The sequence below is a fragment of the Microbacterium sp. 4-7 genome, from assembly GCF_014332665.1.
In the GTDB taxonomy this organism is placed as follows: domain Bacteria; phylum Actinomycetota; class Actinomycetes; order Actinomycetales; family Microbacteriaceae; genus Microbacterium.
In genome coordinates this window covers 373086-385383 of record NZ_MCRH01000004.1, presented here as the reverse complement: position 1 = coordinate 385383, position 12298 = coordinate 373086, and the positions used below count along the sequence as shown (strand labels likewise).

Annotated in this window: 10 protein-coding genes; 4 read left to right on the top strand and 6 right to left on the bottom strand. The window is 66.3% G+C overall.

The window, feature by feature from the left end; all coding sequences use genetic code 11:
* Positions 1 to 2: 2 nt before the first annotated feature.
* Positions 3 to 263: a 30S ribosomal protein S20 gene (gene rpsT, locus BEP68_RS09005; RefSeq protein WP_053096545.1), complete on the bottom strand. Its 261-nt coding sequence runs from the start codon at positions 261 to 263 to the stop codon at positions 3 to 5.
* A 236-nt stretch (positions 264 to 499) separates the two neighbouring features.
* Here rpsT and BEP68_RS09000 point away from each other — a divergent pair, with 236 nt between their 5' ends.
* Positions 500 to 1765 carry an MFS transporter gene (locus BEP68_RS09000; RefSeq protein WP_187249767.1) on the top strand — a complete coding sequence of 422 codons (1266 nt, stop codon included), beginning with the start codon at positions 500 to 502 and terminating at the stop codon, positions 1763 to 1765.
* Here the strand turns inward: BEP68_RS09000 and BEP68_RS08995 are convergent.
* The 5 genes from BEP68_RS08995 to BEP68_RS08975 form a co-directional block, all read right to left on the bottom strand.
* Positions 1716 to 2483 carry an alpha/beta fold hydrolase gene (locus BEP68_RS08995; RefSeq protein ID WP_187249766.1) on the bottom strand — a complete coding sequence of 256 codons (768 nt, stop codon included), beginning with the start codon at positions 2481 to 2483 and terminating at the stop codon, positions 1716 to 1718. The genes BEP68_RS09000 and BEP68_RS08995 overlap by 50 nt on opposite strands.
* An 83-nt stretch (positions 2484 to 2566) precedes the next feature.
* Positions 2567 to 4279: an ABC transporter family substrate-binding protein gene (locus BEP68_RS08990; RefSeq protein ID WP_053096539.1), complete on the bottom strand. Its 1713-nt coding sequence runs from the start codon at positions 4277 to 4279 to the stop codon at positions 2567 to 2569.
* 117 nt (positions 4280 to 4396) lie between these two features.
* Positions 4397 to 6328 (bottom strand): ABC transporter ATP-binding protein, encoded by a 1932-nt coding sequence (locus BEP68_RS08985; RefSeq protein ID WP_187249765.1) that lies wholly within the window; start codon positions 6326 to 6328, stop codon positions 4397 to 4399.
* Complete coding sequence (locus BEP68_RS08980) at positions 6325 to 7248, bottom strand: ABC transporter permease (RefSeq protein ID WP_053096534.1); 924 nt, start codon at positions 7246 to 7248, stop codon at positions 6325 to 6327. Before BEP68_RS08980 ends, BEP68_RS08985 begins: the two co-directional genes overlap by 4 nt.
* Positions 7248 to 8231 (bottom strand): ABC transporter permease, encoded by a 984-nt coding sequence (locus BEP68_RS08975; RefSeq protein WP_053096532.1) that lies wholly within the window; start codon positions 8229 to 8231, stop codon positions 7248 to 7250. The genes BEP68_RS08980 and BEP68_RS08975 overlap by 1 nt, the downstream gene beginning before the upstream one ends.
* A 240-nt stretch (positions 8232 to 8471) precedes the next feature.
* On the opposite strand from BEP68_RS08975, the gene lepA reads away from it, so the two are divergent.
* From lepA to hemW, 3 genes are all read left to right on the top strand, one after another.
* A complete protein-coding gene (gene lepA, locus BEP68_RS08970) occupies positions 8472 to 10325 on the top strand; it encodes a translation elongation factor 4 (protein WP_053096530.1) in 1854 nt (617 codons plus the stop codon).
* A 69-nt stretch (positions 10326 to 10394) separates the two neighbouring features.
* Positions 10395 to 11048, top strand: a complete 654-nt coding sequence (locus BEP68_RS08965) for a DUF1990 family protein (protein WP_053096528.1) — start codon at positions 10395 to 10397, stop codon at positions 11046 to 11048.
* Positions 11049 to 11064: 16 nt separating this feature from the next.
* Positions 11065 to 12282, top strand: coding sequence for a radical SAM family heme chaperone HemW (gene hemW / locus BEP68_RS08960; RefSeq protein ID WP_187249764.1), 1218 nt, complete (start codon positions 11065 to 11067; stop codon positions 12280 to 12282).
* Positions 12283 to 12298 lie beyond the last annotated feature (16 nt).

Below are 12298 nucleotides of genomic sequence, written 5' to 3'. Positions count from 1 at the left end.
GCTCAGAGAGCGGAGACCTGCTTGGCGATGGAGGACTTGCGGTTCGCAGCCTGGTTCTGGTGGATGACACCCTTGCTGACGGCCTTGTCGAGCTTGCGGGAGGCAGCCTTCAGAGCAGCCTCGGCTGCAGCCTTGTCACCGGAGACGACAGCGGCGCGGGTCGCGCGGATGTGCGTCTTCAGCTCGCTCTTCACGGCCTTGTTGCGCTCGTGAGCCTTGTCGTTGGTCTTGTTGCGCTTGATCTGCGACTTGATGTTTGCCACGTGTGGACGCTTTCTGTACGGAGTTGTTAGGAAATGCCGGCAGAAGAAGAGGGCTTCCACTCGGCGGTCGTGAGGGAAGAACCCACACGCAAGCCAAGAACCAACTCTACCAGCATCCGGGCGGTTCACCCTAAACGAGCGAGGTGTCCTCGTCACTGATGCGGTGTCGGTGCGTGTGGGTGCACAATCATCAGTATCCCGACACTCGCGTCGCGACCCCGACGTCAAGGAGCGACATGAGCCCCGCCCTCCCATCCGGATCGCCGGTGTCCGCTCTGCGGAGAGTCGGACCGCCATGGATGACCGTCTTCACCCTCGCCTGGCTGGCGATCTGGACGGTGCAGCTCACTCCGGTCCAGTTGCTCCTCCCCTTGCAGTTGAACACGTCTGAGAAGGACTGGATACCCGGCGTCATCTCGTCCGGGCTGGTGCTCGGCATCGGCGGTCTCGCAGGGATCGTCGCGGGCCCGCTGGCCGGGGCGCTGTCGGATCGCGCGGCCGTCGGACGCCGGCGTCGGCGACCATGGGCGATCGGTGGCGTGCTCGTCACCGCGCTGTTCCTCGTGGTGACCGGTTTCAGCGAAGGGCCTTGGGCCGTGGGAGGAGCCTGGGTCGGGGTGTCGATCGGCGTCGCGGTGTCGTCGGCCGCCTTCACCGCACTGATCGCGGACCAGCTCCCGGCGACCCAGCGTGGCGCCGCATCCGCCGCCGTGGGCTCCAGTCAGGCGGTGGGCATCGTGCTCGGCGTCGGGCTCGTGGTGCTCCTCGGGCTCGGCATCCGTGAGGGGTACCTGCTGCTCGCCGCGATCATCGCGACGGTGGGAATTGGCGCAGCGCTGCTTCTGCCCGATCCGCCCGCGGCTGTCGACGCGACTCCGGTGACGCGTGATCGTCATCTGCTGGCATCGCTGCGCGATCGGGATTTCGCCTGGATGGTGTCGGGCCGGCTCGTGACCAACATCGGCAACGCGCTCGGCACTGCACTGTTCCTCTTCTTCCTGCTCCATGGTCTGCACCAGGAGACGACGGTGGCGCAGGACAACCTGCTGCTCCTGATCGTGGTCTACACGCTGTTCGTGGTGCTCGCATCGGTGTTCACCGGTGTGCTCTCCGACCGCACGGGCAACCGGCGCTTCCTCACGGTCCTGGCGACCCTGGTGCAGGCGGCCTCCGGCGTCGTGATCGCCGTCGTGCCGACCTTCGAGGCGACGATGGTCGCCGCCGCGCTCATGGGGCTCGGCTACGGCGCGTTCTCGACCGTCGGGCTCGCCTTCGCCGCCGACCTGCTGCCCGGCGAGAGGGACCACGCCCGTGACCTCGGCATCGTCTACGTCACGGCGGCACTCGGCCAGCTGATCGGCCCGGTGCTCGGGGCGGGGCTCGTCGCGCTCGTCGGGGGATTCTGGCTGGTGTTCGCAGCAGCCGCCGTGCTGTCGCTCGTGGGCGGTGCGCTCACGGCTCTGGCGAGGCAGCCGGCGCGGGAGCCGCGGCCTCACCCGTAGCATCGGATTCGATGGTCGCGACGGCCAACCGCAGGACGGCGTTGAAGATCTGCGGACGCATCGCCGTGACGAGGTGCGTGGTGCGCGGCACGACGATGAGCTCTGCGTGAGGCGCGAGCCGTCGGAAGAGGGCCTCGTTGACTCGCAGCTGATCCCACTGTCCGTTCACGAACCACAGCGGCACGCGGATGCGGGCGACCGCTGTCGCGAGATCGAGCGTGGCGAGATTTCGCAGTGCCGTGTCCTGGGTGTCCAGCGCATAGCCGCCGGCGGCGAAATCGGAGCGCGTCTCTTCGGGGATCGTCGCTTCGAGGATGCGTTTCGTGATCCACATCCCGCGATCGGGCAGCCGATCGACGGCGCGCGCGATCGCGCGATACGCCGCGAGACCGGCGCCTCGGGGGAGCGACGTGCACGACGCGGCGACGAGCCCCGCGACCCTCGGTGCCTCCGCTCCGCCGACGTAGGCGAGTGTCAGCAGGCCGCCCATCGAGTGCCCGACGAGCAGCACGGGACCTCGCGTCGCTGCGTCGCGCACCGCGACGTCGATGGTGTGGAGCGCCTCGTGCAGGGTGAAGTCCTCCTCCATCCGGGTGCCATGCCCGGGAAGGTCGACAGCGAGGGCCCCGATGCCCTGCTCCTCGAGGAAGGCGAGTTGCGACCGCCACATCGTCGCGGACGTACGGATGCCGTGCACGAAGACGATCTGGACGCTCACGCGTTCAGCATAGAGAAAAGCGGGGCCGGTGGATGGACCACCGACCCCGCTGCGAAGCTCTGACGAGTCAGGCTCCGAATGGATTACTTCTCGTATCCCACGTTCTCCACCGGCGTGATGCCGAAGAGGTCGAGACCCACGTAGGGCTCGGGCGTGAGGTTGGCGAGGCCTTCCTTGACGGTCCAGATCTCCGGGCCGTTGAGGACCGGGATGATGCCCCAGGTCTTCGCGAAGATCTCGGACTCCATCTCCATGGCCTTCTTGGTCTGCTCGACCGGGTCGGAGATCGTCTCGAGCTCCTCGTGGATCATCGTGTCGATCTCCTCGGTGCCGGTGCCCGACAGGTTCAGGCCGCTGTCCGAGCAGTACAGCTGGCAGAACCAGGCGGCACCGAACGGGTCGGACGACGTGAAGTTGAGGAAGAAGATGTCACCGTTCTGCGTGGTGTAGTCCTCGGCGAAGTCGGCGGACGGACGGGTGTCGATCGTCACCTCGACGCCGACCTCCTTCAGCTGCGCCTGAACGGCGAGCGAACGCGCGCGCGCGGTCTCGGTGTCGGAGTGCACGGGGAAGACGAGCGACAGTCGCTGGCCGTCCTTCTCGCGGATGCCGTCGGCACCGGCGACCCAGCCGGCCTCATCGAGGAGCTTGTTGGCACCCTCGGTGTCGCCGTCCTTGCGGCCGGCCTCCTCCAGCGCGTTGACATAGTCAGGCTGGAACGAGAAGAGGGTCAGGGACCCTGCGGGCTCCTCGGTGTAGTTCAGACCGTTGAAGACGATGTCCTTGACCTGCTCGATGCTGATCGCCTCGAACACGGCCTTGCGGACCTCGAGGTCGGACAGCACCGGGTTGGTCGAGTTCAGCGTGAAGATCGCGTTCGCGGTCGCCTGACCCTTGTAGGTCTTGACGCCTTCGAGACCCTCGACCTGTGCGAGCAGCTCGGCGCTGCCGGTCTCGGCCATGTCGACCTCGCCGTTGCGCAGTGCGTTGACCGCCGCGGTCGGCTCCATCTGGATGAAGGAGACCTTGTCGAGCAGCGGGGCGTTGCCCCACCACTTCTCATTCGGGACGAGCGTGACGACGCCGCCGGTCTTGTCGAAGTTGTCGACCGTGTAGGGGCCTGCGGCCCATTCCGGGTGCCAGTCGCCGAGGAACGCCGTATTGAACAGCTCAGGCGTGTTGACGGCCGGGTGCAGCAGCTGCGAGTAGACCATCTCGGGCCAGGCGAACTCGCCCTTGAAGGTCACGATGACGTCGCGGTCGTTCTCGCCGGCCTCGACGGACTCGATCTCTTTCCAGCCGTCGGTCGCGTTGGGCTGGTACTCCTCGTTCTCGCCGCTCTGGGCTTCCCAGGTGGCCTTGAACGCGGTGACGTCGATGGGCGTGCCGTCGTTCCAGACAGCCTTCTCGTTGACCTTGAAGTGCAGGACGGTCTTGCCGTCTTCGACACCGAAGGAGTAGTCGTCGAGGTATGCGTCGTTCTTCTTGACGGTGCCGTCAGGATCCATCAGCAGGATCTGGGGGCGGAACCACGTTCCGATCTGGGTGACGCGGGCGTCACCGTCGCTGTGGAAGTAGTTCAGCTGCTCGGCGATGTTCGAGACGGGGATGCGGAGTTCGCCGCCCTCTGCGAGGTTCTCGCGGGGCTGCGGGTTGTAGTCCGCGCCCTCGACCGTCTGAGCTTCGCCTTCACCGCTGTTGCCGCCGCCGTTGCCTGCCGGTGCGCACCCGCTCATGACGAGGGCGAAGGCGGCGCCGAGAGCAGCGATGCCCATCAGCTTCTGATGCCGTTTCATGGTACTCCTTAGTGCCTGTCGGCCTTACTTGGGATAGGGGCAGACTAACCCCGCAACTCTCGGGCGAAACCCCAGTGACACGGAACCGTTATCGGACTGTGCACATCGGTACACAGGTCAGCTGACGGCGATGGCCTCTGCGTCGAAACCCTCGACGGGAAGGATGATCCGCTCGCGCGTGCGCTCGATGTCGGGGTCGGGGATCGGGATCGCCGAGAGCAGCGCCTTCGTGTAGGGGTGCTGCGGATCGTCGAACACCTGATCGACGTCTCCGTGCTCGACGAACGAGCCCTTGTACATCACCGCGACCCGGTCGGCGATGTGGCGTACGACGGCGAGGTCGTGCGCCACGAACAGGTAGGACAGCCCGAGCTTGGCCTTCAGCTCGTCGAGCAGGTTGATCACGCCGGCCTGGATCGAGACGTCGAGAGCCGAGACGGGCTCGTCGAGCACCACGATCTTGGGGTTGGTCGACAGCGCTCGTGCGATGCCGATGCGCTGACGCTGACCGCCCGAGAACGCCTGGGGGAACCGGTCGCTGTGCGCAGGGTCGAGACCCACGAGACCCATGAGCTCCTCGACGCGATCGAACACGTCGTCCTTGCTCATGCCGATCGCGAGCATCGGCTCGGCGATGATGTCCCAGACCGTCATGCGAGGGTCGAGCGCCCCCATCGGGTCCTGGAAGACGATCTGCAGATCACGACGGAGCTTTCGCTCCTCCGCTCGGTTCTTGATGTCAGCGACGCTCGTGCCGCCGATGCGGATGTCGCCGTCCTCCTGGGCGACGAGATCCATGATCTGGAGGAGCGTCGTCGTCTTCCCGCTGCCCGACTCGCCGACGATCGCGAGGGTCTCGCCCTGGCGGATGTCGAAGCTGATCCCCTTGACGGCGTGCACCTCGCCGACCTTGCGCTTGAAGAGCGCACCCTTCATGAGGGGGAAGGTCTTGTTGAGGTTGACCGCCTCGAGGGTGATGGGACGATCCTCGCGGGGCACCTTCGCCAGCCCGCTCTCGGGGATCTCCGGGACGGGGAAGACGGGGAGCCCGCCGATGCGTCCGTCGTCGTCGATGTCGTTCGCGCGGATGCAGGCGACGGAGTGGTCGGAGTGACCCTCGGTGGAGATGGGGAGCAGATCGGGCTCGCGCTGCAGGCACGCGTCGATCGCGATGGGGCATCGCGCCGCGAACGGGCACGCATCCGGCAGATTGATCAGGAGCGGGGGGTTGCCCTTGATCGGGATCAGCGGCACCTTCTCGGTCTTGTCCACCCGCGGGATGGCACCCAGAAGGCCGATCGAGTACGGCATCCGGGTGCGGTAGAACAGCTCGCGCACCGGGGCCTGCTCGACGGGCTTGCCGGCGTACATCACCAGCACGTCGTCGGCGGTCTTGGCGACCACCCCCATGTCGTGCGTGATGATGATCATCGCGGCGCCGGTCTCCTGCTGCGCCTTCTCCATGAGCTCGAGGATCTGCGCCTGGATGGTGACGTCCAGCGCGGTCGTCGGCTCGTCCGCGATGATGAGCTTGGGATTGTTGGCCATCGCGATCGCGATCACGACACGCTGACGCATGCCGCCGGAGAACTCGTGCGGGAAGGCCTTCATGCGGCGCTCCGCCTCGGGGATCCCGACGAGCTTCAGCAGCTCGACGGAGCGATCCCAGGCGTCCTTCTTCGACAGCCGACGATGCACCGTGAGAGCCTCGATCAGCTGGTCGCCGATCGTGAACACGGGCGTGAGCGAGGTCAGCGGGTCCTGGAAGACCATGGCCATCCCGTTGCCGCGGATCACCGAGAGCTGCTTGTCGGACTTGCCGAGCAGTTCCTGGCCGTCATAGATGATCGACCCGGTGACCTTGGCGTTGTCGTCGAGCAGGCCCATGATCGCGAGCGAGGTGACGGACTTGCCCGAACCGGATTCGCCGACGATGCCGAGGGTGCGACCCTCTTCGAGGTCGAACGAGACGCCGCGCACGGCATCGACTCGACCGGCTTCCGACGGGAAGCTGACCTTGAGGTCTCGGACGGAAAGGACAGTACTCATGCGCGACCTCCAGCCGCAGAGGTCGGATCCAGGGCGTCGCGCAGACCGTCGGCGATGAGAGCCATCGAGACGGTGAGCAGGGTGAGCGCCGCTGCAGGGAAGTAGAAGAGCCACGGTGCGCTCACCAGAGTGCTGGAGCCGTAGCCGATCAGGGCGCCGAGCGAGACGTCGGGCAGCTTCACACCGAAGCCGAGGAACGAGAGCGCGGTCTCGGTGAGGACGGCCGACACGACGCCGAGCGTGAAGTTGATCACCAGCAGCGACCCGATGTTCGGGAGCATGTGACGCAGGACGATCCGCATCCCCGAGAGCCCGGCGTAGCGAGCGGCATGCACGTACTCGCGCTCGCGGATCGACAGCGACAGGGTCCAGATGATCCGGGCAGGGAAGAACCAGCCGACGACGAAGATCATGACGAGCGAGATCACCAGCCAGTTCCCGCCGGCGTCGTTCGAGATCATCGCGAGGATCAGGAAGTTCGGGACCACCATCATGAAGTGGATGATCGCGAGCATGATCCGCTCGTACCGGCCGCCGAAGTAGGCGGCGGTGGCACCGATGAGTGCCGAGACGACCGTGGTGCCGATGGCCACGAGGGCAGCGATCATCATGGAGCGCTGAAGTCCTACGGCGACCTGGGCGAAGTTGTCGTTGCCCGAACCGTTCGTCCCGAACCAGTGCTCGGCCGAGGGAGCCTGGCGCAGCGCGAGGAAGTCGAGGTCGGTGTGCGAGTACGGCGCGATGAGCGGTCCCACGATCGCGAACACCACCAGAAGCGCGAGGATGACGACGCCGATCAAGGCACCGCGGTTGCGCAGGAACCGACGCGTGTACAGCGTCAGCATCGAGGTGCGCTTGCGGTTCTTCGGCTTCTCCGGCTCGGCGATCTCGGGGGACACCCCGATGGCTTCCAGGGACATCAGCTCACCCGCACTCTCGGATCGAGGACGACCACGGCGACGTCAGCGAGGATCGCGCCGATCGCCGTCATCAGGGCGCCGAACGCCGCGACTGCGACCACGCCGTGAATGTCGTTGTTGTTCAGGGTCTGGATGAAGTACCGACCCATTCCGTTCCAGTTGAAGATCGTCTCGGTCAGCACCGCTCCGGTGAAGACCGCGGGGATCGTGAACGCGACCTGCGTCGTGACGGGGATCAGCGACGTCCGCAGCGCGTGCTTGCGGATGGCCTGCTGCTTGGTGAGTCCCTTGGCACGGGCGGTGCGAACGTAATCCGCCTTGATGTTGTCGAGCAGCAGCGAGCGCTGCAGGAAGTGGATGGACGCGTAGCCCGTGAGCACCAGGCCGAGTGTGGGGAGCGTCAGGTGTTGGAGGACGTCTATGAGGACGGGGAAGAATCCCTCGACCCCCTGACTGGAGGATCCGACGACGTAGAAGACGGTCGTGCCGACCGCGTTGTTGAAGTTGATCGCGAGCAGAACCAGAGCGAATCCCGCAACGACCGTGGGGATGTTCATCGTGATGATGCTCGTGCCCTGACCGATGCGGTCGGCCAGTTTGTACTGACGGGATGCCGTGTAGACACCGAGGGCGATGCCCAGGATGGTCGTGATGATCGTCGCCCCGAGCACGAGCTCGGCGCTGATCCAGACCCGGTATGCGACCTGCTCGTTGACGGACTCGCCTGTGGGGCCGACTCCCCAGTCCCAGCGGAAGAGGATGCTGGAGAACCAGGTCCACCATCGTTCGATCAGGGGGACCGATTCGCTGAGGTTGCGAGGCTTCAGCAGCGCATCGATCTGATCGGGCGAAAGCGGAGGTCGACGTCCGACGTAGTTGTTCTCGGGATCGAGATACAGCCACGCGAGGAAGTAGGTGATGTTCGTCGCGATGACGATCATCAGCACCCATCCCAGCAGGCGGCGCAACAGATACTTGATCAAGGTGATGATTCTTTCTCTTTTACAGACGCGCGCGGGATCCGCCGACGCAACGCTGAGCCGGGAAGACAGTCAATCACCATCAGCCGATCTGCGCGACACGACGCCTGCACTTGGTCTGTGACGGAGTCTTATCGCTCACGGGATCCGGTGTCACGGATGGCTCCCGGGCAACCTCGGCAGAATATCACCGGATCGCACGAAGCGGGCATAAGCCTCACCTCACCGTAGAATCGTCAGGACATGTCACCACGCGCTCTCACTCCGCTTCAGCCTGCCGCGACGCCTTCGGCGCAGATCCGCAACTTCTGCATCATCGCGCACATCGACCACGGCAAGTCGACCCTCGCCGACCGCATGCTCCAGATCACCGGCGTGGTCTCGGATCGCGACATGCGCGCGCAGTACCTCGACCGCATGGACATCGAGCGTGAGCGCGGCATCACCATCAAGAGCCAGGCCGTGCGGATGCCGTGGGAGATCGACGGCGAGACATTCGCGCTCAACATGATCGACACCCCGGGGCACGTCGACTTCACCTACGAGGTGTCCCGGTCTCTCGCCGCCTGCGAGGGCGCGATCCTGCTCGTCGACGCCGCCCAGGGCATCGAGGCCCAGACTCTGGCGAACCTCTACCTCGCGCTAGAGAACGACCTGCACATCATCCCGGTGCTGAACAAGATCGACCTGCCGGCGGCCGACCCCGACAAGTACGCCAAGGAGCTGGCATCGCTCATCGGCGGCAAGCCCGAGGACGTGCTCCGTGTCTCGGGCAAGACCGGTGTCGGCGTCGAGGAGCTGCTCGACCGCCTGGTCAAGGAGATCCCCGCACCCGTCGGAGACGCCGATGCTCCGGCCCGCGCCATGATCTTCGACTCCGTCTACGACGCCTACCGCGGGGTCGTCACCTACGTCCGCATGGTGGACGGTAGCCTGTCGCCCCGCGAGCGCATTCAGATGATGTCGACGGGTGCCAACCACGAGGCGCTCGAGGTCGGCGTGTCGAGCCCCGAACCGGTGCCGTCCAAGGGGCTCGGCGTCGGCGAGGTCGGCTACCTCATCACCGGAGTGAAAGACGTCCGTCTGTCGAAGGTCGGCGACACGATCACGACGGCACGCAGGCCCTCGACCCAGGCTCTGCCGGGCTACACCGACCCGAAGCCGATGGTCTTCTCGGGGATCTACCCGATCGACGGCAGCGACTACGCGGAGCTCCGGGAGGCGCTCGACAAGCTCAAGCTCTCCGACGCCTCGCTGCAGTACGAGCCTGAGACCTCCGTCGCCCTCGGTTTCGGCTTCCGCTGCGGGTTCCTGGGACTCCTGCATCTCGAGATCATCACCGAGCGTCTCGAGCGAGAATTCGGCCTCGACCTCATCACCACCGCACCCAGCGTGATCTACGAGGTGCTCACGAGCGACACGGGCGAGACCGTGACGGTGACGAACCCGAGCGAGTACCCCGACGGTCGCATCGGCTCGGTGTCGGAGCCGATGGTGAAGACCGCGATCCTGCTGCCCAAGGACTACGTGGGCACGGTCATGGAGCTCTGCCAGTCGCGTCGCGGAGCACTGCTGGGCATGGAGTACTTCTCCGAGGAGCGCGTCGAGCTCCGCTACATGATGCCGCTCGGTGAGATCGTCTTCGACTTCTTCGACCAGCTCAAGTCCAAGACCCAGGGCTATGCCTCGCTCGACTACGAACCCGCCGGACAGCAGGAGGCGGACCTTGTCAAGGTCGACATCCTGCTGCAGGGTGACAAGGTCGACGCGTTCAGCTCGATCGTGCACCGTGACAAGGCCTACGCCTACGGCACGCTGATGACGGAGCGACTGCGCAAGCTGATCCCTCGCCAGAACTTCGAGGTGCCGATCCAGGCCGCCATCGGCGCCAGGATCATCGCCCGCGAGACGATCAGGGCGCTGCGCAAGGACGTGCTCGCCAAATGCTACGGCGGTGACATCAGCCGCAAGCGCAAGCTCCTCGAGAAGCAGAAAGAGGGCAAGAAGCGCATGAAGATGGTCGGTCGTGTCGAGGTGCCGCAGGAGGCGTTCATCGCAGCACTCTCCGGTGACGTCGAGGGCAAGGACAAGAAGTAGGACCTTCGGGCCGGGCTGTTCCCGGCGTGGAGGGTGATCGTCCAGGGAACGGGAAGTAGGCTGGAACGCATGCGGCGCGGGACTTTCCGAGACGACACGGTTGACTATGCGGCCGTGGGTGCGACCCACGCGCCCGATCTGATGCAGTACCCGCCGGAGCGCAGCATCCCGGCGGAGAACTCCTGGCGGATCGGCAGCGGTCATGACCGCTTCCAGTCCGCGGGCGAAGCTCTGCTGACCTGGACCGCGCAGCGCGCGGCGGGCCTCAGCATCGAGGATGTGCGTCCCGCGCCCGGTCCCGCCTACGCCGGTGTCAGCTTCGACGCCGAGGGCACGCCGATCGCACCGAGCAAGAACGACGTCGAACAGCGCTTCGACGCGGAAGGCACCCCGTTCGCCGGCCCGGGCATGACGCTGCGCCTGCATGGGCGGGTTGCCGGCATGCGGGCGGATGCCGAGCTGCGCGTGATCTCCGTGACCGAGGAGAAGCGCCGGATCGGATTCGTGCTGGGCACGGTCGGAGGCTCGGTGGTGCGCGGTGAGGAGTCCTTCGACATCGACTGGCGCGAGGACAACGACGAGGTGTGGTTCTCCGTCCGTGCCTTCGACGCGCCGAACTCCCTTCTCTACCGCGTCGTCCCGCCGCTGGTGAAGCGCCGTCGCCGGGAACTGTTCGCACGCTATCTGCGGGCGATCTCGCCGCTGTACGCGACTCCGGTCTGATGGTCGCACCTCTCTGATGGCCGGTCCGCTTCCACTCGGCGATCCGGCACCGGCAGACGGACATCTGCCCTCCGATCTGCCGATCGATTCTTCCGTGCCCTTCTCCGCATACCTGCACGTCCCCTTCTGCCGGGTGCGGTGCGGCTACTGCGACTTCAACACCTACACCTCGGGAGAGCTCCGCGGCGCGAAGCAGGAGGACTACGCCTCGACGCTCATCACCGAGATCGCCCTGGCGAGGCGCGTTCTCGCGGATGCGGGCGCGCTGCGCCCGATGGACACCGTGTTCTTCGGCGGCGGCACGCCGACTCTCCTGCCCGCGGGGGATCTCGCCCAGATGCTCGGTGCGGCGACCGACGCGTTCGGCCTCGTCGACGGCGCCGAGATCACGGTCGAGGCGAACCCCGACACGGTGACGCCCGAGGTCGCGCGGACCCTCGCGGATGCCGGCGTCACGCGGCTGTCGATCGGCATGCAGTCGGCAGTGCCGCATGTGCTCGCCGCTCTCGACCGCACTCATCGCCCCGAGAACGTGAGGACAGCGGTCGCCGCGGCGAAGGACGCTGGCCTCGCCGTGAGCGTGGACCTCATCTACGGCGCCCCCGGTGAGTCGATCGGTGATTGGGAGGCGTCGCTCGACGCGGCGCTCGCACTCGAGTCGGACCACATCTCGGCGTACGCGCTGATCATCGAGGACGGCACGAAGCTCGCGCGACAGATCCGCCGAGGCGAGGTGCCGGCGCCGGACGACGACCTGCAGGCCGACATGTACGAGCTCGCCGATGCGCGTCTCGCAGCGGCGGGCTTCGACTGGTACGAGATCAGCAACTGGTCTCGCTCGCCCGAGCAGCGTTCGCGGCACAATCTCGCCTACTGGCAGGGGCGCGACTGGTGGGGATTCGGTCCCGGCGCGCACAGTCACGTCGCCGGCCTGCGGTGGTGGAACGTCAAGCATCCGGCCGCGTATGCACAGCGGCTCGCCGCAGCGGAGTCTCCCGCCGCCGGCACGGAGCGGCCGGACGAGCAGTCGACGACGCTCGAGCGCATCCTGCTGCTGAGTCGCATCCGCGAGGGCATCGCCGTCAGCGACCTCGCCGCGGACAAGAGGACACGCGTCGCGGGTCTGATCGCGGATGGGCTCGTCGACCCGGCCGCTGCCGTTCGCGGACGCGTGCAGCTCACACTGCGGGGGCGCCTGCTCGCCGATGCCGTCGTGCGTGAGCTCACCGACTGATCGGCGACCGCTGAGT